The organism is Dehalococcoidia bacterium, assembly GCA_003597995.1.
In the GTDB taxonomy this organism is placed as follows: domain Bacteria; phylum Chloroflexota; class Dehalococcoidia; order Dehalococcoidales; family UBA1222; genus SURF-27.
Genome location: QZJY01000001.1, coordinates 23,774 through 46,352, shown reverse-complemented (window position 1 = coordinate 46,352; position 22,579 = coordinate 23,774). Strand labels below are relative to the sequence as shown.

23 protein-coding genes are annotated in these 22,579 nt (G+C 55.3%); 15 read left to right on the top strand and 8 right to left on the bottom strand.

Annotated elements, in window-relative coordinates:
• Window positions 1–12 precede the first annotated feature (12 nt).
• Window positions 13–1,224 carry a hypothetical protein gene (locus C4542_00240; protein ID RJO63357.1) on the top strand — a complete coding sequence of 404 codons (1,212 nt, stop codon included), beginning with the start codon at window positions 13–15 and terminating at the stop codon, window positions 1,222–1,224.
• Between the two features lie 273 nt (window positions 1,225–1,497).
• A complete protein-coding gene (locus tag C4542_00235; GenBank protein RJO63356.1) occupies window positions 1,498–1,788 on the top strand; it encodes a hypothetical protein in 291 nt (96 codons plus the stop codon).
• A 13-nt stretch (window positions 1,789–1,801) separates the two neighbouring features.
• On the opposite strand, the gene C4542_00230 is transcribed toward C4542_00235, so the two are convergent.
• Window positions 1,802–4,147 (bottom strand): hypothetical protein, encoded by a 2,346-nt coding sequence (locus C4542_00230; protein ID RJO63355.1) that lies wholly within the window; start codon window positions 4,145–4,147, stop codon window positions 1,802–1,804.
• Window positions 4,148–4,304: 157 nt separating this feature from the next.
• On the opposite strand from C4542_00230, the gene C4542_00225 reads away from it, so the two are divergent.
• The 9 genes from C4542_00225 (at window position 4,305) to C4542_00185 (ending at window position 11,708) form a co-directional block, all read left to right on the top strand.
• Window positions 4,305–4,514, top strand: a complete 210-nt coding sequence (locus C4542_00225; GenBank protein RJO63354.1) for a hypothetical protein — start codon at window positions 4,305–4,307, stop codon at window positions 4,512–4,514.
• A gap of 416 nt (window positions 4,515–4,930) precedes the next feature.
• Complete coding sequence (locus tag C4542_00220; GenBank protein RJO63353.1) at window positions 4,931–5,218, top strand: hypothetical protein; 288 nt, start codon at window positions 4,931–4,933, stop codon at window positions 5,216–5,218.
• Between the two features lie 131 nt (window positions 5,219–5,349).
• Window positions 5,350–6,708, top strand: coding sequence for a phage portal protein (locus C4542_00215; GenBank protein RJO63352.1), 1,359 nt, complete (start codon window positions 5,350–5,352; stop codon window positions 6,706–6,708).
• Between the two features lie 209 nt (window positions 6,709–6,917).
• Complete coding sequence (locus C4542_00210; GenBank protein RJO63351.1) at window positions 6,918–7,283, top strand: hypothetical protein; 366 nt, start codon at window positions 6,918–6,920, stop codon at window positions 7,281–7,283.
• A 2-nt stretch (window positions 7,284–7,285) separates the two neighbouring features.
• Window positions 7,286–8,206, top strand: coding sequence for a phage major capsid protein (locus tag C4542_00205; protein RJO63350.1), 921 nt, complete (start codon window positions 7,286–7,288; stop codon window positions 8,204–8,206).
• 152 nt (window positions 8,207–8,358) lie between these two features.
• On the top strand, window positions 8,359–8,994 hold the full coding sequence (locus C4542_00200; GenBank protein ID RJO63349.1) for a hypothetical protein: 636 nt from the start codon (window positions 8,359–8,361) through the stop codon (window positions 8,992–8,994).
• Between the two features lie 243 nt (window positions 8,995–9,237).
• Window positions 9,238–9,492 (top strand): hypothetical protein, encoded by a 255-nt coding sequence (locus C4542_00195; GenBank protein RJO63348.1) that lies wholly within the window; start codon window positions 9,238–9,240, stop codon window positions 9,490–9,492.
• On the top strand, window positions 9,489–11,480 hold the full coding sequence (locus C4542_00190) for a hypothetical protein (protein RJO63347.1): 1,992 nt from the start codon (window positions 9,489–9,491) through the stop codon (window positions 11,478–11,480). The genes C4542_00195 and C4542_00190 overlap by 4 nt, the downstream gene beginning before the upstream one ends.
• A gap of 15 nt (window positions 11,481–11,495) precedes the next feature.
• Window positions 11,496–11,708, top strand: coding sequence for a hypothetical protein (locus tag C4542_00185; protein RJO63346.1), 213 nt, complete (start codon window positions 11,496–11,498; stop codon window positions 11,706–11,708).
• On the opposite strand, the gene C4542_00180 is transcribed toward C4542_00185, so the two are convergent.
• Complete coding sequence (locus C4542_00180; GenBank protein ID RJO63345.1) at window positions 11,705–11,935, bottom strand: hypothetical protein; 231 nt, start codon at window positions 11,933–11,935, stop codon at window positions 11,705–11,707. The genes C4542_00185 and C4542_00180 overlap by 4 nt on opposite strands.
• Before the next feature lie 193 nt (window positions 11,936–12,128).
• Here C4542_00180 and C4542_00175 point away from each other — a divergent pair, with 193 nt between their 5' ends.
• From C4542_00175 to C4542_00165, 3 genes are all read left to right on the top strand, one after another.
• On the top strand, window positions 12,129–12,338 hold the full coding sequence (locus C4542_00175) for a 30S ribosomal protein S21 (GenBank protein RJO63344.1): 210 nt from the start codon (window positions 12,129–12,131) through the stop codon (window positions 12,336–12,338).
• Between the two features lie 8 nt (window positions 12,339–12,346).
• Window positions 12,347–12,799, top strand: a complete 453-nt coding sequence (locus C4542_00170; GenBank protein ID RJO63343.1) for a GatB/YqeY domain-containing protein — start codon at window positions 12,347–12,349, stop codon at window positions 12,797–12,799.
• A 153-nt stretch (window positions 12,800–12,952) separates the two neighbouring features.
• Window positions 12,953–13,441, top strand: a complete 489-nt coding sequence (locus C4542_00165; GenBank protein RJO63342.1) for a hypothetical protein — start codon at window positions 12,953–12,955, stop codon at window positions 13,439–13,441.
• A 409-nt stretch (window positions 13,442–13,850) separates the two neighbouring features.
• On the opposite strand, the gene C4542_00160 is transcribed toward C4542_00165, so the two are convergent.
• From C4542_00160 to nrdR, 6 genes are all read right to left on the bottom strand, one after another.
• Window positions 13,851–15,458: a radical SAM protein gene (locus tag C4542_00160; protein RJO63341.1), complete on the bottom strand. Its 1,608-nt coding sequence runs from the start codon at window positions 15,456–15,458 to the stop codon at window positions 13,851–13,853.
• 191 nt (window positions 15,459–15,649) lie between these two features.
• Window positions 15,650–16,390 carry an NYN domain-containing protein gene (locus C4542_00155; GenBank protein RJO63340.1) on the bottom strand — a complete coding sequence of 247 codons (741 nt, stop codon included), beginning with the start codon at window positions 16,388–16,390 and terminating at the stop codon, window positions 15,650–15,652.
• Window positions 16,391–16,498: 108 nt separating this feature from the next.
• Complete coding sequence (locus C4542_00150) at window positions 16,499–17,392, bottom strand: Dam family site-specific DNA-(adenine-N6)-methyltransferase (protein ID RJO63339.1); 894 nt, start codon at window positions 17,390–17,392, stop codon at window positions 16,499–16,501.
• A complete protein-coding gene (locus C4542_00145; protein RJO63338.1) occupies window positions 17,389–18,249 on the bottom strand; it encodes a restriction endonuclease in 861 nt (286 codons plus the stop codon). The genes C4542_00150 and C4542_00145 overlap by 4 nt, the downstream gene beginning before the upstream one ends.
• A 3-nt stretch (window positions 18,250–18,252) precedes the next feature.
• A complete protein-coding gene (locus C4542_00140; protein ID RJO63358.1) occupies window positions 18,253–20,850 on the bottom strand; it encodes a vitamin B12-dependent ribonucleotide reductase in 2,598 nt (865 codons plus the stop codon).
• A 122-nt stretch (window positions 20,851–20,972) separates the two neighbouring features.
• Window positions 20,973–21,461: a transcriptional repressor NrdR gene (gene nrdR, locus C4542_00135; protein RJO63337.1), complete on the bottom strand. Its 489-nt coding sequence runs from the start codon at window positions 21,459–21,461 to the stop codon at window positions 20,973–20,975.
• Between the two features lie 576 nt (window positions 21,462–22,037).
• Between nrdR and C4542_00130 the strand changes: the two genes are divergently transcribed.
• Complete coding sequence (locus tag C4542_00130) at window positions 22,038–22,508, top strand: hypothetical protein (protein RJO63336.1); 471 nt, start codon at window positions 22,038–22,040, stop codon at window positions 22,506–22,508.
• Window positions 22,509–22,579 lie beyond the last annotated feature (71 nt).

The following is a 22,579-nucleotide window of genomic DNA, read 5'->3' as shown; positions in this document are numbered from 1 at the left end:
ATACTGGTGTCGTTGGGCTGGAAAAGCCAGAATCTCATCAAGTGCGCCCCCACGCTCAAACCCCAGTCTATGCTGTCGTTCTCGCGGCTCAGGGACACTCTATACCAGTGCAACTCCGAGCGGAGCATCTCGCTAGAGATGGGAAATATCATCCGCGTTGACAATGCCCGCGCCGTATTCCTCTCGGCGGACTCATCCGCCAGCGTGGTGGGCAATACGGCACATCTGCTGCTGGAAATAGACGAGAGCCAGGATGTGGACAAGGATAAATACTCCCGGGATTTCAAGCCCATGGGCGCCACCACTAACGTGACCACAGTGCACTACGGCACCACCTGGGACGACTCCACGCTGCTGGAGGAGGTGAAACAGGCCAATCTCGAACTCGAACGAAAAGATGGAATCAAACGCCACTTCCGCTACGACTGGCAGGCGGTGGCCGCTCATAACCCGGACTACCTGGCCTATGTCGAGGGTGAAAGAGCGCGTTTGGGCGAGGAGCACCCCTTGTTCATGACGCAATACCGCCTGCTGCCCATCAAGGGCGGAGGCCGCCTCTTCAGCCCGCAGCAGAGGGCGCAGTTACAGGGAAGCCACGCCAGGCTGCGCCTGCCGCAGGGCGGTCGGCATTACATCGCGGGATTAGACCTTGCCGGAGAAGCCTCCGAGGAAATGATGCTCCAGTCTGCCAGGCCGCAGCAGGACTCCACAGCCCTTACCATCGGAGAGGTGAGTTATCCCGGCGGGGGCAAGGAGCCCGCAATCCGCGTCGTCGAGCACCTTTACTGGACAGGCAGGCCCCATACCGAGCTATATTCTCAGCTCGTCGACATCCTCGGCCGTGTCTGGCGCTGCCAGCGCGTCGCGGTGGATGCCACCGGCATGGGGCAGCCGGTGAGCTCTTTTCTGCGAGGGGCTCTGGGGTCGAAAGTTACGCCCTTTGTTTTCACGGCGCAGTCCAAGAGCGAACTGGGCTTCAACCTGCTGGCGGCGGTCAACTCAGGGCGTCTGGCAATGTATGCCGCGGACGGCTCGGAAGAATACCGCGAGTTCTGGCACGAAATGGAGATGGCAAAATGCTTCTACCGCGCAAACCAGAGCATGAATTTTTACGTGGACCCGGCGCGCGGTCACGACGATATGCTCATGAGCCTGGCGCTGCTGGTTGAGGCATCCAGGGATTGCGCACCGAGGAGGGCAAGGGGGATGGTGAGAGAGTCATAGTCTTTCTTTATGCCCATTGAATCCCCCTTAATCCCCCTTTTCCAAAGGGGGAAATGATAAAAATGATTTTCCAGAGGGGTCTGCATCCTTCGCTCCGCTCGAGGACAGGCTCCCTCTGGACGCCCCGGTTTTATAATGGCAAGCGATAGACTAAATATCAGACATGTAAATCTCTAACATCGCTTGCAACTAAAGGCAATCCGTCCACTGCAAGCAAAGACTCGGCGCCGAGGACGGCCAGGGGGTTCGTAGGAGAGTCATAGGTCTTTCTTTATGCCAATTGAATCCCCCTTAATCCTCCTTCGACAGGCTCAGGACAGGCTCTTTTCCAAAGGGGGAGAGAATGTTGATGATGGGAGGTATCACCCTCCAAGCCAGCCTGGTCGTATTGCCAAACTTTCACCCTCACTCTTATCTCTCCCGTCGAGGGAGAGAAGGATGAACGAGATTGCCACGCTCGCTTCGTTCGCTCGCAACGACAAGGGGGGATTCACCCCACCCTCTCCTCTCAAGGGAAAGGAGAAAATAAAGAAAAGCCCCGATAAAATCGGGGCTTTTCTTTAACTCGGCTAAGAGTCTAGTAGGACTGGTAGGCCATTCTGCGGCCGAGCCACAGGCCAAGGATGAGGGCGACGGCGATGCCAATGCCGTACCAGACGTGGATTATCCAGGGCGGCCAGATGAAGCCGATGGTGAAGGTATTTGATGTAGACCAGGCGCCCACGTTGCCGGCCTGGTCGGTGGCCCGGACGCGCCAGTAGTAGGGCGTCTTGGAGCCGGAGCTCTTGAGCTTCTCGGCATCGGTCATCTTGTACGTGGTGACGGCAAGGTCCTTCTTTTCAAGGATAAGAGTCGCGAAAGCCGCGTCCTGGCTTATCTGGAAGGTATAGGTGACGCCGCTGGGGTCGGTGACGGCATTCCATGTAAAAGGCACCGGCTGCTTGGGCTTGAACTTGTCGATAGGCAGCAGTAGCCCCGGCGCTACGGGAGCGGTGGAATCCATATAGAAAGCGAATTCCTTGGTAGTAGTGCCGTCCGTCACTTTAATGGTGTGATTGCCGGCCGCAGCCACAGGCACCTTGAAAGTGGCGGTGAAAGAACCGCTGGCTTCGCTGGTGACGGTGGCAACAGTTACCAGTGTAGGCTCGAAGGTGACCGTGATGGTGGAGCTGGCTTTGAACCCGGTGCCGCTGACGGTAAGCTCCATACCCACGTTACCGGGGTCAGTCTGGGTGGTAGTCTTGCTGATGGTGGCTTTGGCGGAGGAGGTAAAGGTGGCCGTGGCCGTATTGCCGGTGACATTGGGGCCATCGCCGACTTTTATCGTGGCAGCGCCGGCTGCCGTGGCCGGAACGGTGAACAGGGCGGCGAAGCTGCCGTTGCTGTCGGTCCCGGTGGAACCCTGATTGAAAGTAAGCGTAAGCGGCAGCGTGCCGTAATTCGCGGTGATGGGCTTGCTGGCGGCAAAACCGGTGCCGGTGACGATGACCACATCTCCGGCGACACCGGTGGCGACATTGAGCGTGATTTTTTGATTTATCGCCAGAGCGGCGCTGGCCGAGCCGCCGCCGCTGTCCGAAACCTGAAGCGTCCAGGGGCCGTTGGCGGCATTGATAATGCTGAAGGTGGCGGTGCCGCCGCCGTTGGCATCCATCGTGATGGTGCTGGGAGTGGCAGCGACGGGATAAAACGTGCTACCCGACACAATACCAAAAGTGGGGGAATTGGAGGTGATGGTGCCGTTGGCGGTAAAACCGATGAAGGTGACGGTTATGGTATCGCCGTAAACGCCGGTGATGGGGCTGAGCAGTATCTTGGGCGTGGTAGAGAAGCTGGTAGTGGCCGAGTTATTCAGGGTATCCTTCACCGTGACGACATGAGAGCCAAAGGCACTGGCCGGCGAGGCGAAGGTCACGCTGATGGTGCCGCTAGCGGTCGCGGTGGTGGTGGCAATCCTGGTGGTGCCGGCATCCCAGAAGACATCGACGCCGAGGCCGGCCCCGAAACCGTTGCCGATTATGGTAATCTGGGTGCCCACGGTGCCGCTGTTAGGCGTAATGCTGCTTATCCTGGTCAGCACGGTCAGGGTAGCTTCATAGTAGTTGCCGTCGGCGTCGGTGGCCCGAATGGTATGCGCGCCGCCGCCCACGGACGGAATAACAAAGTTCACGCCGTTGAAAGCGCCGGTCTGGTCACTGGTGGAGTTGCCGGTGACCGTCAGCGCGACGCCATCTATTTTGAAGGTTATGACCTTGTTGGCGGCGAAGCCGCTGCCGCTGGCAGTCACGTTATCGCCGACATAGCCGGTGATGGGGGTAATGCTCATGCGCTGGCCGATGGAAAAGGTAGTCTCGGCATAGTATCCGCTATCGGTAGCCCTGATGGTATGGGGGCCGCGGGCGACAGGCGGCATGGCGAAGGTGCAGCTAAAAATGCCGGTGATGCCGACCGTGTTGATCTGAAGGGGAGTGGTGGCGGTTATAGTCGTGCCGTCCACCGTGATGACCACGTTGGCGGGGGCAGCGGCAAACCCGCTGCCGGTTACCGTTATGACATCGCCCACGATACCGGTGGTGGGAGCGACGGTGATTCTGGAATTGACGAGAAACGGGCGCGGCGTGATGGCGCTGGTGGTGGAAACTGTATGCGGGCCCCTGGTTGTGGACGGGATGGGGAGAGAGCCCGCGGTGATATTGCCGCTGCCATCGGCGGTAATGGTACCAAAGGAAACACCATCCCATAAAAACGCCACGGCGCCACCTAAAGGAAAGCCGCTCCCGGTGACGGTGACGCTATCGCCAACATAACCGCTGGCGGCCCCCAGAGTGAAAGCGGAGGTTACAGTGAACGTTAGAGTATTGCAGGTATCGCCCGAGGAAGTTGCAGTGATAACATAACTGCCATAGGTAGTGCCGGGCGGCATCGCAGCTGTAGTCGTAAAATTGCCAGCGGTAGCCGTCGGTGTAGCAATCGTCGTACCGTCAAAGGCCAATGTCACTACATTACCAGCTGTAAAGCCAGTACCCGTAATATTAAGATAAGCGCCCGGCGCGCCGCTTGACGTACCGCCGGTGAAGGATATGCTCGCTGTCAACGCCAGAGCCGGCACAACTGGTATCGCCGCTGCCAGCAGCCCCAGAACGCAGGCTGCGGAAAAAATTCTCAAAAACCTTTTAAACAACACTAATTACCTCCCCATTATTCTTCTTAATTTTTTAAAGTCAATCAGCAAAGCCGGAGCTAAGCTGCAAAAACTCCAGTTTTCGCTCTCATACTCTCTAAAAGAGTAGCTGTTTTTTTCGACTCTTGTCAAGTATAAAACGCCAAAAGACGACAAAAGTTGCTTGCTATGTTTAGAACATTTGTGCTAGTATCGTTTTCGAGCGTAAAACATGGGGCTGAACTAATAACAATTCCATTACAGTATAGCTTCTTCTGCTCTTTATTGATACAGCGATTGATTTTGAATTGAGAACGGGATTGCCATCCGCCTGCGGCGGGTTCGCAAAGACAGAAAATTAATCTCGGCTCAGGATTGTGACAGTACCAAGGTCAGCCAAGGCTGATGGTGAGATTGCTTCGCCCCGATAAATCGGGGTTCGCAAAGACAGGGACAGGGGGTACGGGATTGCCGCGTCGGCCTCTGGCCTCCTCGCAATGACAAAAACGACGCAAAGACAATTGAATTGATTTTGAGGTGATACTCATGAACGACGAAAGTACTCTGTCCATTGAATTGGACCTGCTGCCCGAACATTTACATTACAAAGACGAAGGCTGCGAGATGTCCCCTTCCTGCCTGGCCTGCCCGCTGGCGAGCTGCGTCTACGACACGCCGCACGGCAAGCAGGTGCTGCTCAAGCGCCGGCGCAATGACGAGATGGCGCGCATGTACCGCGAGGAGCGGCTCTCCTACAGGGAACTGGCGCGCCTGTTCAAGGTCAGCAAGCGCACGGTGCAGAGGGTGCTTAAGGGGAGAAAATCCGAAGCATGAAATCCGAAATACGAAACAAATCCGAAGAACTCGAAGCACAAAATGCCTCGTTTAAAACATTAGTATTTTGATCATTGTTTCGGGTTTCGATATTCGAATTTCGGATTTATCCAGAAAGATAGGAGAAAAGAATGGCACAAAACTTTAGTCCTGCCGAGCTTTCACAGCGCGACGGCGAGCGCATGAGGGGCTACAAAGCGCTGCTCGATTTCTACGAGGGACATCAGTGGTGCGCCAGGCCGTCGGTTGAAAAACGGCTCACCTTCAACTATGCGCGCGTGGTGATAGACAAGCTGACCTCTTACCTCATGGGAGGGATGAGGGTGCGCGCCATATCAAGTGTAGGGGCGTCCGGCCGGACGCCCGCCGGAGGGGACGGGGAGGCCGCCAGAGCTCAAGCCGCTCTCGACCGCATCTCGCATGACAACAACCTGCAGCAACTGGATTTCGATACAGAGCTCGACTGCGCCGTGCTGGGCGACGGGGCATATAAAGTCATCTGGGACAGCGAGACGGGCGAAATTAGAGTCACCTCCCCTGACGTGCAGGGTCTTTACGGGTGGTGGAGAACCGACGACGTCTCGCGCCTCTGCAAAGTCGCATCGAGGTACTCTCTGCCCTCCGTTGACGCCCAAACGCTGTATGGAGTCAAAACCAGGGGCAAATCGTGCCTCGTCACCGAGGTGTGGACGGATGAAACCTTCGAGCTGTGGTGCGACAACGCCCTGGTCGAACGCAAGCCCAATCCCTGTGGAGCCATCCCTTTCATTATTTTCCCCAACCTGCGCCAGCCCAAGCGCTGCTGGGGTATGTCGGACATTCCGCAACTGATGGAGCCGCAGCGCGAACTGAATCGCGCACTTTCCCAGCTTTCGCACATCCTGGAGCTATCCGGCAACCCCATCGCCGTGCTGGAAAATGTGGAGCAGAGCGAGGACATAGCCGTGAGGCCAGGCGCGGTGTGGAACCTGCCTGAGGAGGCCAAGGCATATCTTTTAGACCTGCTGCAGGGCGGCGGGGTGGGGCTGCACATCAGCTATATCGAGATGCTCTACCGCACGCTGCACGACATGGCCGAATCGCCCAGGGCGGCCTTCGGCGGCACCGGGCGCGACATTTCCGGCGTGGCGCTGGAGATAGAACTCCAGCCGCTTTTGCAAAAAATCTGGCGCAAAAGACTCATCCGCGAGCCGGTGTACCGCCGCCGCGCCGAGATGATACTGAGGCTGCTCTCCAAATACAAAGGCGAGGACTACGAAAACCTCAATATCGAGGTGGTGTGGGCACCGGTGCTGCCGCGCGACATCGCCAGCGTGGTGAAGAGCGAGGAAACGCTGGTGCAGAGCGGCATCCACTCGCGCCGCAGGGCCATGGCCGAGGTTGGCGTGACCGATCCGGAAAGCGAGTTCGCGCGCTGGCTGGATGAAAGGAGCGCCATCCTCAAGATGAATAAAGAGATGAACGTGCGTCCGAAGCCGGGGACAGAGTGAGAGAGAGCAACGAGGTCCCGGATGAAGGCGGATGTTACCCCCTCACCTTACTCCTCTCCCACGGGGGGAGAGGAAAGGGAATTGCCGCGAGGGAAAATCCCTCCTGACCTCCCTTTTTTAAAGGGAGGGAACAACACCTCCCCCCAGATTCTTCAGCCCGCCTGCGGCGGGCTTCAGAATGACAACTAATAAACATTGAAGGAGGAGAAATGGAAAACGAGGAATCAAAACAAGAACAAGCAAATGAAACACCAAAGCCAGAGGCCGTTCACGATCCGCGCGAGGTGGAAGTCGCCGCTCTCAAAGAGAGATTGAGTCAAACGCTCAACGCCTACCGCGAGAGCCTTATACGGCTCAACCCGGAGCTGCCCGCCGAAATGGTGGGCGGAGACACGCTGCAAGCTGTCAACGAATCCATCAGCCAAGCCAGAGCGCTGGTGAGCAAGGTCAAGCAGAGCCTGGAGGCCGAAAAAGCCGCCGGCCGCGTGCCCGCCGGTTCACCGGCCAGGACAGAGGCAGACAACTCGAATCTCTCGTCACGCGAAAAAATACAGTTAGGCATAGGAGGTAAGTAAATATGGCACTGACACTAGCCGAGGCATCCAAGCTATCCAACGACATGCTCATGCAGGGGGTGGTGGAGACCATCGTCAAAGAATCGCCGGTGCTGCAGAGCCTGCCCTTCGTGGAAATAGTGGGAAACGGATTGACCTACAACCAGGAAAAGACGCTGCCGACAATCGATTTTTACGACGTGGGCGATACCTGGAACGAGTCCACGCCCACCTTCGAGCAGCTCACAGCACAGCTCAAAATCATGGGCGGCGACGCCGACGTGGACAACTATCTCAAAACCACGCGTTCCAACGTGCAGGACTTGCAGGCGGCCATCATCGAGCTTAAAGCCAAGGCGCTGCGGCAGAAGTTCGAGGACACGTTCATTTACGGCGATACGGCCGTGAGCGCCAAGCAGTTCGACGGCCTGAGGAAGCTCATCAATACCGGGGTCCCCGGCGCGCAGGTCATCGCCATGAGCGCCAGCGGCGCCGCGCTGACACTGGACAAGCTGGATGAGCTTATCGACGCCGTCAAGGGCGGCAAGCCCGACCTGCTGCTGATGAGCCGCCGCACGCGCCGCAAGATCAACGCGCTGGTGAGGGCGGCCGGCGGCATGATGGAGACCAACCGCGACCAGTGGGGCAACTTCGTGCAGCTATGGAACGGCATCCCGCTGGGCGTGAACGACTGGATAAAGGACACGCATGCCGTCGCCGGCAGCGTGGAGACGGCCACTACGGGCGGCACCTCCTCGACGGTCTATGCCCTGCAACTGGGAGAGGGCGCGCTGTGCGGCCTGTCCAGCCCCGGCTTCATCCAGGTGGAGAACGTCGGCTCGCTGGAGACCAAGGACGCCAGCCGCACGCGGGTCAAGTGGTACACGGCACTGGCGCTTTTCAGCGCCGTCAAGGCGGCCGCGCTCATCGGCGTGCAGGACTAAACGTATCTGTCATGCTGGAGCGAAGCGAAGCATCTGGAGGGGTGGTGGAGACATTCCTATTCATTTTTGCTTCTACACACCCCACCCCAGATGCTTCGTCGTCCGACTACGGCGGACTCCTCCAGCATGACAAACATGACTAGGAGGGAACAATGAATCTTACTGACATGCGCGCGATAGTAAGGCGAGACCTCAAGGATGAGGACTCAGGCAACTACCGCTGGACGGACGGCGAGCTCGACAGGCACATCGCCCATGCCCTGAGCGAACTCTCGCAGGCCGTGCCTGTCGAAGCCGTCGAGACGATAGCCACGTCATCCGGCAGCCGCGATATAGACATCTCCAGCCTGAGTCCGCCTGGGCGGATGGTGCAGGCTGTCGAGTATCCACTCGACAAATTCCCCAAACAGTACCAGCGCTTCAGCCTGTGGGCCAATATTTTGACCCTGCTGGGAGATTACGTTCCCGACGGCAGCAATACCCGCATCTACTACGGCAAGGGGCATACGCTGGACGCGGAGACCTCGACTCTCCCGGCAACGCTGGAAGACCTGCTGGCGGTGGGCGCGGGGGGTTTTGCCTGCCTGGAATGGGCGTCGTTCTCCATTAACAGGGTCAACGCAGGTGGGATGGACACATCAAAAGAGTTCGAGGCGGTGGGGCAGGCCAGGCTGGACTATTTCCGCAAGGAACTCAGGAGACTGGGAAGAAACAACCGGGTGAGGCTGTCGAGGCTCTACCTCCCATCAGAGCAGCCCGCGCATCAAAGCGTGGTCATCGGGCCGTAAGACTCTCTCTAAAATATTATCGTCGTTGCGAGGAATCCGCCTGAAGCGGATGACGAAGCAATCTCACGGGCAGAGAAAGACTATCCAGTACGATTGCTTCGTCGGCTGCGCCTCCTCGCAACGACGACTGGCAAGAAGTAGGGGCACAGCATGCTGTGCCCCTACCGAGGAACCCAACACGTCAAAGTTCCTGCCAGATCCCTCGCTACGCTCAGGATGGGAGTTCTAATCAGGAGGTAAAAGATGGATTTCTATAAAGCATTGTGGTCGCGCATCGGCGGAAGGCCGTGGACTTTTATACTGCGCGACTTCTGGCACAAAGTCGAGGGGCTGTGCATCATCGCGCTGGTGGCGGGCGGGGCGGTGATGGGGCATCTCATCTGGGGCGATATCCTCAAGCTCCTGCTGGCCTTTGCCCTGGGCTATATCGGCGGACACCTCTTCTGGGGCAATGAATACATTCCCGGACAACGGGGCGACAGCGGGACAAGCTCATGAGAAACCTGTCACAGACACTTATAGCGGCTCAGAGGTCGGATAGCGCCGTGCCTTATGTGAAACTTGAAGCGAGGGGCTCTATTGCCGGCGTCATGCGTCTCAAATTCACTCGTTTATATAGCGGCAGCGAAGCGGACTATTTCCACGCTGCCGCTCAACCCGCCGATGGCTCGTTAATCCGCGCGAGGGTCACACCGCCCTCCGACGCCCGCAAGCTGTATTACCAGCGCGTCGCCGGTCCCGGCGAAAACAGCGATTTCAGCCAGTGGATTTATTCAGGCCAGTATAATTCCGTAGTCGTGGCAGCCGCCTCGTTGGGGGCCGAGGTATCTATCTTCTGGATAATGTCCGACCAAAAGATACAGCGTATCAAAAGCGCTGACAACGGAGCTAGCTGGAGTAGTCCGGAACTGATCGACTTTTCCGTTTCTCCGGCCATCAACGGCATCTGCGCCGCCTACAAACCGGACGGCGACCTGGCTCTATTCTTCGCCGACCAGCAGACTCTTTATGTTAAAAAGTACCTTAGCGGCCAGTGGCAGACGCGGGCTGCATGGGATAAAACCACCGGCGACCTTTCAGGGGTCAGCATTGTCTATGACGGCGACTGGAACCTGTTCGTTACGGGAAAGGATACGGCGGGCAATTTCAAGCTATGGTCCCTTATCTACGGTGATGGCGGAGCCGTTCCGTCCAGCGCCTGGTCGGAGCTGAAAGAAATAGCCACGGCACCCGCCGCTAGCGGCTACGAATACCGGCACGCATCACTCGCCAAACCCGATGTTTTCCGCTGTTTTTACGCCGAAAAATACGGCGGTGAGCAGAGCTATTCCCGGCCTTTCTGGACCCATACGGCGACGGGCAGCGCTTTCAGCGAAAGCCTGTGGCGCGAGGCCGTGCCGTTCAACCTGTCTTCGGACTACGGACTGGCCCTGACGCATCACGGCGATTACTGCTGGCTGTCGTCGCCTAATGGGGTCTGGAGAGCTAACTTCAATTCCCCGACCTTGAATCTGAGTTCCGATGTCTTATCTCTAAAACAAGAGTCTGATGCGGATTCGGGCAAACTCGCCGTCGAGCTAAGGAACGATGATGGCCGATATGCCACACTGGATGAACCACTCCGCACCGGCTCTGAGCTGTATCTTAGCCTCGGCTATCTCACGTCTCAGGGTAACGAGGTAAGCGAAGGGCAGTCCTTCCAGATAACAGCTTGCGAATACCGCAGCTCGGGGGGCAAATCCAGCCTGGCGCTGCATGCGGAGGATGCCTGGTCCGCCCTGACGGGCTGGCGGGCGCGCCACCAGTTCCGCTGGAACCGGGGCTCCAATCAGAAAGCAGTCAAAGATATGCTGGCCTTCGTGCTGGCTAAGGCAGGAATAAAGCTAGAGGTGCTCTCGACCTCGGCCACAATACTCAACTTCTATCCCGACTTCAGCATCAATCCGGGCGAAAACGGGCGCGAGGTCGTGAACAAACTGCTTTCCTTCGTCCCTGACGTTATTTTCATTGAGGGCAACAGGGCGTTTCTCCTCAACCCGCTCTCGAGCGATGCGTCCTGCTACACATATGGAAACGCTCACTCAATCTACGAGGGCAGATACGCTCAGGCGGAGCTTATGCCTAATTCCGTGCGTGTCGAGGGCTGGAACACAACAACTGGTGCGCCTATCATCGCCAGCGTTTTCGACTGGGAAGCCATCGAAAGCAATTATGACAGGCCAATCGTTATCGAAGACGGAAACCTCGGTTCTGTGGCACAGGCCCAAGAAAGAGGAGAGTCCATATTGAGGAAGTTTACCATTGCCTCTGCAGACGGTTTTATCAGCGTCCCGCCCAACTGCGGACAACAGCTTTACGATATCATCGAAATAAACGACCCCCGCGCCGGCCTGTCGGCAGTCAAGCGAAGGGTGCTGGGGATTGGCTTGCTTTATTCCCCCCGAACGAGTGAATATCGCCAAAAAATTATCCTGGGCGCGCCTTAACGAAAGGAGATTAACGTGACAATAAAGAAAGCTGTTCTGCGCAGTTTCGATTCATCGAGCTATACCGCAGTCGTCCAGTTATCGGGCAGTGACAAGTCCTATCTGGAGGGAATTACAGTTGCCCGAAACATACCGTCGGGGGAGATGCTGGCGGGACGCCGTGCCGCCGTTCTATTCTTCGACGAAAATAACGCGGGAGACGCCGTGGTGGTAGCTGTCTATGCTTAAGTCTTGAACTCGTCGTTGCTGGCCTGCTCGAAACAGTCGAAGCACAGGATTTCACAGGCCAGGGGCGTTGCGGCACCGGGGCTGGTGCGGTAGCGGGGCACCCAGCCGCCATGCTCGCGGGAGCCGCGTTTTTCATATATCATGCGGCGCGTGCAGCGCCCATAGGTATGGCTGTGAGAAAGACGGTGGCACTCGCACTGGCCTCCGGCTTTCTCCCAGGCCTGCATCACGAAAACTTCAGGGACTGTCATATCTTCTATATAATTATGGCAGCAAAAGAGGCGATAATCAATAACCTGTGCCTATTGACACTGCCATATTTCTAGACTAAAATAGCTGCGTTTTCTATAACGTTGGTCTGTGGCAACCCCGGGCCAGAAACAAGACCTGGGTTTTGTATTAAAGGAGGCAGGTAACTTAGTGTCCACAATCGTCTTCTCCAACGACAACGAGAGCGTCGACAGCCTGCTGCGGCGTTTCAACCGCAAGGTGACGCAGGACGGCGTTCTCTCCGAAGCCCGCCGCCGCGCGCGCTTCCAGAAACCCCTGACACGGCGCACCCGCAAGCAGGTGGCCGCCCGCCGCCAGGCAACCAAAGCCGCCCGCGCCAGCACCAAACCAGGAAAGTAGGTTCGCTCATGGAAAGCTCCCTCAAGACCAAACTCAACGATGACCTCAAGCAGGCGCTGCGAGGCGGCGACAGCCTGCGCTGCTCCGTAATTCGCATGCTGCTTTCAGCCATGAACTACAGCGAAATCGCCAGGCAGGCCACTCTTACCGACAGCGACATACTGGGCATCATCGCCAAAGAGATAAAGCAGCGCAAGGAAAGCATCGAGGCGTATAAATCGGCCAACCGCCCTGAACTGGCCGCCAAGGAAGAGGCCGAGATGGCCATCCTCAAGGCCTACCTGCCGGAACAGATGAGCCGCGACGAGATCATGAGCCTGGTTAAGAAAATAATCGCAGAGACTGGCGCAGTCGGCCCGCGAGACAAGAACAAGGTAATGCCTAAGCTGATGCCGATGGTCAAAGGCAAGGCCGACGGCCAGGAAGTCAACGCCGTGGTCAACGAACTGCTCGGCGGATAGACAACTTAGACGATAATATTAAAAGGAGAGGCGAAAACCTCTCCTTTTTTTATCTGGGACAATCTTACCCATGTTTTAAGAGGCACAAAACTATTGACAACCCATTGGTGCCGCATTATAGTCATATTCGATTATCCTGAGGAAGTGTAAAATATGAATGCTGCCGAAGGGAAAAGCAATCTATTAAAAAATACTTATGTCAAAAATATACTGTCGGCTCTGGCTGTGGCAGCTATTGGTTTTGTGCTTTTAAATCTTACCTTTCTACTTAGCTATTTAGTTTTTCAGTTTATCGATATCTTTATACCTGGCAACCGCGAGTCTGCACCTCAATGGATCCCATTAGCGCGACACATTTTGTTCCTCGCTATCATCGCTTTGATTTCGTGGGTTGTTTTCCGCTCAAAGCTGCCAGTACTTATTAAAGCGATTTTTATGACGGTACCAACAGCTGTAACCATAGTCACCATAGGGATAGTATCGTATCCCTCGCCGGTTCTGCCATATCTTTTCGGATCGCTATTGACCATCGGGGTTTTGTTTTATTTCTTTCGCACTCACAAACCATGGCTCTATTATTACAGTGTAATCCTGGTAGTACTAACGTTGATGATTTTCACTTTGATGGGTGGAGAAATATAATCACTGAAAGCTGAGTTGATACGCAGAGGAAATATATCAATCAATGAAATCTAAGATTGAGCTCCGTCGTCAACGAGCTGCGAGGCAGATAGACAACTTAATACTATAAGCAAAAGGAGAGGCGAAAAACCTCTCCTTTTTTTATTTTTAAGGTGTATAATCTTTAATCACAATGAAAAACACCGATAAAAGCCAGGCCTATTTCTGGACGCCGGAGTGGCAGAAAGGCGAAAAGAAAGCCAGCGCCGACATCAAAGCAGGGCGTGTCAAGGTTTTCGATACAGTCGATGAACTGTTGGAAGATTTGGGATAAGCTGGATTTCGACTCTACTATTCCGCAGGCAACACTTGTACTTTCTTGAATAAGGCTATCCGCTACGGTTCTTCGCTGCGCTCAGAACGACAGGATTTATTCCCTCGGGCTTAAATCGACCATGTCCCACGGCAGCTTTGCGTTCCTGCCCCAGTTCTCCAGCACAAAGTGGTCGAGGTTTATCCCCGCCTTTTTGACCGCTCTGCGCCAGGCCGCCAGTGACACTTTATCCATTTCCGCCAGCACAGCCGCCATGTCAGCATCCCCGCGCGAAAGCGCCGCCTGGACATGGCTCCACTCCGGGCTTTCGGCCTTCACCTCTATGCCTTCGCCACTCAGGCAATCCTTGAGACGTGTAATCCTATTTTCGAGAGTTGCCATATCTGCCATACCCAGCCGCTGAAAGGGCGTGCCCGCCTTGGGCACAAACGGAGCGACGTTCAGGGTAAGACGGCAGCCCTTCTGGCTTTTATCGAGTAAAGTCTGGCATTTGAGGGAGAGCGTGATAATTTCCTCGATATCCTCATCGGTCTCGGTCGGCAACCCAAGCATGAAGTAGAGCTTTAGCTGCTTGAACGGCTGCTCTGCGACTCTCCCGACCGCCTGCATTATGTCATCTTCTGTAAAACCCTTGCGGATGCTCTTGCGCAGGCGTTCCGAGCCGGCCTCCGGGGCCAGCGCCAGGCTGTGCGCCCCGCCCGCTATCATGAGTTCAAGCACCCGGGGCGACAGCTTTTTGAGGCGCAGAGAGGAGAGAGAGAATCCCGCCCCTATGTCCAGAATGCCTGAAAGAAGCCCTTCTATCTCTGGGTGGTCGGTTACCACCGGCCCCACCAGCCCGATGCGCTTTCGGTATTGTAGGCCCTCGCGCGCCTGTTTGAGCAGCGACTCCAGCGAGTGGAATCGCAACGGGCAGAAGGCGCGGCTCACCAGGCAAAAACTGCAGGCGGCGCTGCACCCGCGCTCCACCTCGATAAGATACAGGTCGCCAAGCTCGGTATTTCGTGTTAACACCACCGAGTGGGTAGGGAAATCATCCAGGATGGCCGTCCACCGGCGCGTGATTTTATGGCCGTCGTGGAAAGCCGAAACATAGACTCCGGGCAAGCCTAAGAGCTGCCTGAGCTTGTCCTCGCGCGAACTGTCCATGACCAGTATCGGCAACACGGAGGGTAGTATCACCTCGGCCTCACCGATGCATAGCGCATCGAAAAATGGCGAGATGGGCATGGGGTTGGCCGTGATGCAAGGACCTCCGGCTATGAGCAGTGGATGACTTTCGTCACGCTCACACGAGTATAGAGGAATGCCTGCCGCCCGCATTATGTTCGCCAGGTTGAGGTAGTCCAGTTCGTAGGAGAAAGAGAAGGCCAGGCAGGCATAATCCATCATGGGACGCGAGGATTCAAGGCTCAAAAAGGGTTTGCCGTCGTTTTCCCAGAAAACGCGTTCGCAGACGGCATCGCTTTCACTGTTGAGCATTTTGTAGATGGCCTGAACGCCCAGGTTGGACATGCCGACAGAATACTCATTGGGATATATGAGAGCGAACGGGTAGCGCCCGCCCCAGTCCTTGATGATGGTGCCCTCTTCGCCGGCCAACTTGCCGCCGCTGAAATAATCGGCGCGGCTCTGCGAGGGGGTGGGTCTTTCTTTCTTTCCTGCCATTGCCTTGATATTACAGCAAGACAGGCGCAGATACAATTGGACTTGTCATTCTGAGCACATTCGCCCGCTGAAGCGGACTCAGTGTAAACTCCGTGAAGAATCCCAGGGAGGGGGGCATTTCCTCTCCACCCCGAGATTCTTCGGTGGTCGTTGCCACCTCAGAATGACAAACGAAAAGAGCCTCGCTTTTTAAGCAAGGCTCTTCGTCTATTCCATTGGACTAACAGCTACGCCTCGAATCTGGAATTGTTCCAGAAATCGTTGAAAGGCTCGGGATTAGATTCGCTAAGCGCTTCATCGCGAGGCTCGTTGCGGGACACATCCCGTGGTTCGTGCCGGGTTTCGATGCGAGCTTCCTTGCGGGGCTCGTTCCGCTGGCCGTTCGGGATGTCTTTGCGGGGCTCGCTGTGGTTGGCGTGGCGGGGGGCATTCGGGCCGGGGGGCGGAGGGCCTTTCCAGCAGCCGCGCAGAATGCGCCCATCGAGGACGATAACGCGGTCGGCCACGTCTCTGAGCTGGCGCGAGGTGCGCTCCTGCCCGAAAAGGGCCACCTCGACGTGTTTGCCGTTGTCCTTCACCGCCTGGATGGCGCCCACGAAATCGTTGTCTCCGGCCACGAGTATGGCAACGTCATAATTGTTCTTGAAGGCATGCGTTATCATGTCGGTAGCAAGCTGCACGTCCACGCCCTTTTCGAAGGGCGGGCTGTTGGGCCACTGGTTGGTATAGACCAGCCGTCCCAGGCGCAGCTCGGTATAGGGAATGGCGGCCACGCTCTTGAAAAACTTTTCCTGGTCCTTGAAACGCTCGGGTTCTTCCACTTTGCCCACGACGGCATTGTAATAATACATGCGCACCAGGCGGCGTTTGTCCAGAATCTTGTTGCTGAAACAGCCCAAGTCGATGTCGGTTCGCTTGAAATAGGCCTTGAGCGAGTGGTACATGTTCGAGCCGTCTATGAATATCATGACCCGTTCCTGTCTGTCGATGTTCTCACCTCCTTTCGGTTATTGACTATCATTCAAACGACTGGATAGCACGCTATAAGGTTTCGTTCTTATGGGGTGCTTTCTGCTTTAAACAAACAGTAACCCTTGCGCTTCGGCCTTGTCAACACTTACTTCTACTGGGAAGTTAGTAATGAGGGCTTCCACCATAGGATGTCGTAACTCTTCGGTCGGACCGACATGATAAAAGTGTTCCCGCGTTATGATTTGAAATTTCGAGGTTTTCCAATTCCGCTCAATCAAATTGTTTGCCCGAAATTGATTACTGTGCCACGTAGAGAGTATGAAATTACATGGCAGGCGTTTCAAAATTTCTCCAAGTTCAACCTCATCATCTTCTGACCATGAGTTGAAATAATCAACATGACGCCCAGCATACGGGGGGTCAACATATACCAAATCGCCTGGTTTTGCTGTTGCCAGCGTTTGACGAAAATCAGCCGAGGAAAACTGCCAATCGTAAGCCGATGTAACCTCTGCAATGCGTCTGATCTGATTGGTAATTTTTGTTACGTATGCTTTCGCAAACCTCTCTGGTTTATGGCCAAAAGGTACGTTGAACTTTCCATTTCGGTTGAAGCGCATCACACCATTGAAGCATGATCTGTTCAGAAACAAGAAGTCCAAAACTGAATGGGTAGTATTAAACCTTTCGCGAACTTCATAGTAATATTTTTCCCCTCCGGTTCGCAGTTTTGCACCCTCCTCAATGAGAAAAACTTTAACCTTAGCTGGTGTTATCTCACCACTCTGGATAGCCTGATATAGGTGGATGATGTGGATATTTGAGTCGCAGAGCAGCGCTTTTCTGGGCTGTATATTCAAGGGGACAACGCAAGAGCCACAAAATGGTTCTATCCACCGGTCAAAAACCTGGCTGTTAGCGATTCTCCTGATATCGTCAACCATTTTTGTTTTGATACCCTGGCACTTGATGGGAGGAACAAACGGCGGCAAGCTCATTCGTTCCCCTCCTCATCATTCTTGTTTTCACCTTCCTCCAGATTAATGATTTCTTTTTCGTGCGCTCTTAACTTATCAATTCCACGCTTTTTATATTTAAGATAAGTCTTTAAATCTGTATAAGGTCGCTTTACCCCCAAAGCCTGAGCCATATCCCTGGTAAGATAATACATCCAATAATCGTCATAGATGTCTTCGCCTAAAGATGTGAATGGCCCAGCCCCATTGATAAGCTGTTCTATTTTGAGTACAGAACCAATGTTTTTTGTATTTCCGCTTCCAGGGCGTGAAGATGCTATCCGATACTTCGGTTGCGCAAAAAACTGGAAGTCTTTTATCACAGAGGGTATTCGAGGGAGTTCTTCCAATGAAAACTGCTTCCGTTCGTCTCCTACATTAGGACATTTAGAATAAATAACGCCTAATACAAAATGTCCGGAGTATTGGTTATACGGATAAAGTGTGTTTTTATTGCTTTCACGGTTTCTGAAATAACCGGTGAATGCACCCAAAGTCATCCCATTTACGTCTGTGTCAGTGGCTCTATATGTGCTCTTGATGTCAACGGCAAACTTAACGCCGGACTTTTTATGAGTAAAAGTTAAGTCTGGATAAAAATTCTGCTGGGGGCATAGTTCTAATTTATAATTACGTTTCTCTGCAAATTCAACAAACATCGGAAATAGCAATAATTCGAGGACTTTAGATACTATCTTTGTATCCACAGAAATTGAATAAATACGCTTATATACGTCTATAAACCCTTTAATTATCCATTCGCCCTCGTTAGTAGCCACTGCTTTGGCAAATGATTCAGCGTGTTGCTGCAGGTCTTCAAGGAATTTGTTGTTGTTCATTCTCTAGCACTTCGTATATCCGCAGCTCGGGCACACCAGGCAACCCTCCTGGTAGGCCAGCAAACTCGTGCACTCAGGGCACTGCCCGGCCACGTTCTTCACCAGCCCCAGGTCCTGCGTCTCCCCTTCGTGAGGCTCGCCCTTGTCGTGAGCCAGCCCGGCATGTCTTTCGAGGACTCCTGCGATAGCGTCGGCGCAGGAAAGGATGGACTTGCCGTTCTCCCAGGCAATGGACGGGCAGCGGATGCCTTTTAACTGCTTGACGAGGGAGGCGACATCGATGCCCGAGCGCAGCCCCAGCGAGATAAGGCGGCAGGTGGATTCGAGCTGCGCCGCGGCACAACCGCCGGTCTTGCCCAGGTGCGAGAACACCTCGCAGATGCCGTGTTCGTCGGAGTTGACGGTAACGTAGATATAGCCGCAGCCGGTGGTGACGCGCTCGGTGAAACCAGAGGTGACCTTGGAGCGCTTGCGCGGGGCCAGCACGCCAGATTTGGCCTCTTCCTTCTTTTCCCTGGTGGCATCCTTGCCGGTGGTGAGCACCTGCCCGTCGCGGCTGCCGTCGCGGTAAATGGTGATGCCCTTGAGGCGTTCTTCATAGGCCATCATGTAAACGTTGCTCACGTCGGCGGCGGTCGCCTCTTTGGGGAAGTTGACCGTCTTGGAGACGGCGTTGTCGGTGTGGTGCTGGAAAGCCGCCTGCATGCGCACGTGCCACTTCACCTCGATGTCGTGGGCAGTGACGAAGACGCGCTTGACCTCATCCGGCACTCCTTTGATGTCCTTCAGGTGCGCCCCGTCAGCCAGCTTCTGCATGAGCTCCTCGGAGTAGAAGCCCCCGCTCCTGGCGGCTTCCTCGAAAGAAGGATTGGCCTCGATGAACTTGGCACCGTCCAGGATGTTGCGCGTGAAGGAGAGGGCAAAAACCGGCTCCACGCCGCCCGAGCAGTTGGCAATGATGGAAAGCGTGCCGGTGGGGGCGATGGTGGTGCAGGAGGCATTGCGCACTTTGGGCGCGTCCGGCTTGTCGTAGATGCTGCCGTCGAAGGCCGGGAAGGCGCCGCGCTCCGCGCCCAGCTCCATGGAGGTCTTGTGCGCCGTGTTGTTGATGGCGCCCATGACCTGCTCGGCCACACTGAGCGCCTCTTCGGAGTTGTAGGGAATGCCTAGCTGGATGAGCATGTCGGCGAAGCCCATCACGCCCAGGCCTATCTTGCGTGTTTTGCGCGTCATTTCGTCTATGACAGGCAGCGGGAAGCGGTTAACGTCGATGACATTATCCAGGAAGCGCACCGCCAGCCGTACAGTCTCTTCCAGCTTTTTATAATCTATCTCGACTTTGCCGTTGCGCTTGAGCATGCGCGCCAGGTTGATGGAACCCAGGTTGCACGACTCGTACGGCAGCAGCGGCTGCTCGCCGCAGGGATTGGTGCTCTCGATACACCCGAGCTGGGGGGTGGGGTTGTCCTGATTGATGCGGTCGATGAAGACCACGCCGGGGTCGCCCGTCTTCCAGGCCAGCTCTACCATCTTGTCGAAAACGGCTTTGGCGTTCAGTTTGCCGGCCCCCTCTTTGGTGTGCGGGTTAATCAGCTCGTAGTCGGTCCCGGCCTTGACCGCCTGCATGAAATCCGTGGTGACGGCCACCGAGATGTTGAAATTGGTGAGCGAGACCATATCCTCTTTGGAGGTGATGAAGTGCATGATGTCCGGATGGGTGACGTTGAGGATGGCCATATTAGCGCCGCGCCGTGTGCCGCCCTGCTTTATAACGTCTGTCGCCACGTCGAAGGCCCGCATGAAGGATACCGGGCCGCTGGCCACGCCTCCGGTGGAGCCGACTCTGTCGGTCTCGGGGCGCAGGCGCGAGAACGAGAAACCGGTGCCGCCGCCGCTCTTGTGGATGAGAGCGGTGTTCTTGACGGCCTCGAAGATGGACTCCATGGAGTCCTCGATAGGCAGCACGAAGCAGGCCGAAAGCTGGCCCAGCTCGCGTCCGGCATTCATAAGGGTGGGCGAGTTCGGCAGGAATTCCAGACCGGTCATCAGGGAATAGAATTTCTCTTCCCAGGCTTTGACATCAGCTTTGGGATTGTGCTTTAGCTCGGCTGAAGCGATGGTCTGCGCCACGCGGCGGAACATATCCTCGGGAGTCTCTATCACCTTGCCCTGCTTGTCTTTTTTCAGGTAGCGCTTTTCCAGCACGCGCAGGGCGTTCTCGCTGAGTTTCGCGGGGACGGCGCCTGTTTTGGTCTTGGCGGGCATGGTGGGAGTCTCCTTCCTCGAACGTGATTTTGATTCTGTTTCTGGTTTGGGTTCTGACACTATTCTACTTTCTGCTGGTTTGATTTCATTAATTGACGCAGGAGGTTCGGTTATCTCCGCGCGAGAGGGGGGAGTATCCTCGACCCGCACCGGTTTCTCGACCGACAGGAACTCTTTCACCATAGCCAGGATGTCCGAATCGGAGGCTTGAGGTAGCGGCTGTTTGATGCCTTTAGGGATGAAATCCTCCATGCCAGGCAGCACGGCGGGGCGCTCCATGCGCCCGATGACCTGGGTGGTGAGCTTGTCTATGAGGTCGCGGTCCGAAATGCCCATGGAGGCGGCGGCATTGAAAATAGCGCGGGCAATCTGCGTGCGGTTGACCAGCCCTCCTGCCCCCGTTTTCGACTCACCCGGTTTAACCATAATAACCCCCGAACTGGATTAACCTGTATGGATTAGGAATTGATGGGTAGCGTGAGCTGGCCGTCCGGCGGGGAGGGATGGCTTAAGAGCGTATCGACTTCCTGCTTGAGGTCGGTGATATCCGTAAAATCGCGGTAAACGCTGGCAAAACGTATGTAGGCGATGTAGTCGAGTTTCTTGAGATGCCGCATCACCATGTCGCCGATGACCGAGCTGGGGATTTCGGCCTTGCCCATCTGGATGAGCTCGGATTCTATATCATCCGCCAGCGCTTCGACGGCCCCTTCTGCCAGCGGGCGTTTTTCACAGGCCTTGCGTATGCCGCTAAGAAGCTTTTCTTTGTTAAACTCCTCGTGCCGGCCGTCCTTCTTGATGACGTAGAGCGAGACCGGCTGAAGGCGTTCATAGGTGGTGAAGCGCGCCTGGCACTTGATACACTCCCGCCGGCGCCTGACACCGTCTGTGGTGTCGCGCGAATCCACCACCCTGGAATCGTCACTGCCGCAATAGGGACACTTCATAACATAACTACTAGATGTAGTATTACTATAATCAACGTAACACAATAGATAGTGGGAGTCAAGCGGTTTTGGCATTAAATTTCAAAACGATAGTATGGGTTTCCGCCTCCCGGGTCATTCAGATTGTTAAAAGCCTGAACAATAGTTAAATACAATCGTAGGGGCATAGCATAGCATGCTATGCCCCTACATTTAATGCTAGATTCCGTCCTCCTGTCCAGGTCCGACGCTGATTTTGAGTTTTTGTGGGGGGAGTCATGACTCGCCCCTGCATTTTTTGATTTGTCATATAACTTTAACCTCTTCTCCACCGATGTTATGACTCTTTAACAGGTCGCCGTTTAAAATCTATGCATGACAGTACAATCACGCAATCTGGAAAACGAAAGGGTTCCGGTAGAAGCCGCCCTCACCCCTGAATTGCAAACAGCCACCTTCTCCATGGGCTGATTCTGGGGGACTGACTCCCGGTTCGGGGGTGAAAGCGGAGTCGTTCAGACCGTCGCAGGTTATGCCGGGGGGAATTCAATCGGACCCACCTATCACAACCTGGACGGCTATTCTGAGACCACCCAGTTGCAGTTCAACCCGCTGGTGATTTCCTACGAACGGCTGCTTGAAATTTTCTGGAGCGGTATCGAGCCTACCCATCAGAAGAGAGGCCAGTACGCCAACATCATCTTTTACCACAACGACGAGCAAAAACGCCAGGCCGAGGAGTCCAAGCAGCGCCTTGAGGAGCGTTTGAAGAAAAAGACTTTTGTGGATGTCCTACCCTACAAACATTTCTTCCCCGCCGAGGACTACCATCAGAAGTACTCCCTGCAACAGTCGCGTGAACTTATGCGCGTTCTCCATAATGTCTATCCGAATTTCGCCGACCTGGTGAAATCCACAGCCGCCGCCCGACTGAATGCGTTTCAGGCAGGCTATCTCTCACAGCCGAAATTACGCGCCGAGTTGTCGCGGCTCGATTTACCGAAGCCCGCGCTCGACCATATCCTGGAGGTAGCCGCAGGCTCTTCCACCTCAGCGGCGGCTCATTGATTTGCGTTAAGCTCGACTCTATCGAAAAGTAAGGAGGCTGGACTTTCGTCCAGCCTCCTTTTGATGTCTGA

What these genes read in the sequence shown, in the direction of transcription:
- C4542_00235 (RJO63356.1), top strand. Translation starts at nt 1,498, where the DNA reads ATGCCAATTGAATCCCCCTTAATCCTCCTTCGACAGGCTCAGGACAGG.
- C4542_00230 (RJO63355.1), bottom strand. Translation starts at nt 4,147, where the DNA reads ATGCCGCCCGGCACTACCTATGGCAGTTATGTTATCACTGCAACTTCC.
- C4542_00225 (RJO63354.1), top strand. Translation starts at nt 4,305, where the DNA reads ATGCTCGCTGTCAACGCCAGAGCCGGCACAACTGGTATCGCCGCTGCC.
- C4542_00220 (RJO63353.1), top strand. Translation starts at nt 4,931, where the DNA reads ATGAACGACGAAAGTACTCTGTCCATTGAATTGGACCTGCTGCCCGAA.
- C4542_00215 (RJO63352.1), top strand. Translation starts at nt 5,350, where the DNA reads ATGGCACAAAACTTTAGTCCTGCCGAGCTTTCACAGCGCGACGGCGAG.
- C4542_00210 (RJO63351.1), top strand. Translation starts at nt 6,918, where the DNA reads ATGGAAAACGAGGAATCAAAACAAGAACAAGCAAATGAAACACCAAAG.
- C4542_00205 (RJO63350.1), top strand. Translation starts at nt 7,286, where the DNA reads ATGGCACTGACACTAGCCGAGGCATCCAAGCTATCCAACGACATGCTC.
- C4542_00200 (RJO63349.1), top strand. Translation starts at nt 8,359, where the DNA reads ATGAATCTTACTGACATGCGCGCGATAGTAAGGCGAGACCTCAAGGAT.
- C4542_00195 (RJO63348.1), top strand. Translation starts at nt 9,238, where the DNA reads ATGGATTTCTATAAAGCATTGTGGTCGCGCATCGGCGGAAGGCCGTGG.
- C4542_00190 (RJO63347.1), top strand. Translation starts at nt 9,489, where the DNA reads ATGAGAAACCTGTCACAGACACTTATAGCGGCTCAGAGGTCGGATAGC.
- C4542_00180 (RJO63345.1), bottom strand. Translation starts at nt 11,935, where the DNA reads ATGCAGGCCTGGGAGAAAGCCGGAGGCCAGTGCGAGTGCCACCGTCTT.
- C4542_00170 (RJO63343.1), top strand. Translation starts at nt 12,347, where the DNA reads ATGGAAAGCTCCCTCAAGACCAAACTCAACGATGACCTCAAGCAGGCG.
- C4542_00165 (RJO63342.1), top strand. Translation starts at nt 12,953, where the DNA reads ATGAATGCTGCCGAAGGGAAAAGCAATCTATTAAAAAATACTTATGTC.
- C4542_00155 (RJO63340.1), bottom strand. Translation starts at nt 16,390, where the DNA reads ATGATATTCATAGACGGCTCGAACATGTACCACTCGCTCAAGGCCTAT.
- C4542_00150 (RJO63339.1), bottom strand. Translation starts at nt 17,392, where the DNA reads ATGAGCTTGCCGCCGTTTGTTCCTCCCATCAAGTGCCAGGGTATCAAA.
- C4542_00145 (RJO63338.1), bottom strand. Translation starts at nt 18,249, where the DNA reads ATGAACAACAACAAATTCCTTGAAGACCTGCAGCAACACGCTGAATCA.
- C4542_00140 (RJO63358.1), bottom strand. Translation starts at nt 20,850, where the DNA reads ATGGGCATTTCGGACCGCGACCTCATAGACAAGCTCACCACCCAGGTC.
- nrdR (RJO63337.1), bottom strand. Translation starts at nt 21,461, where the DNA reads ATGAAGTGTCCCTATTGCGGCAGTGACGATTCCAGGGTGGTGGATTCG.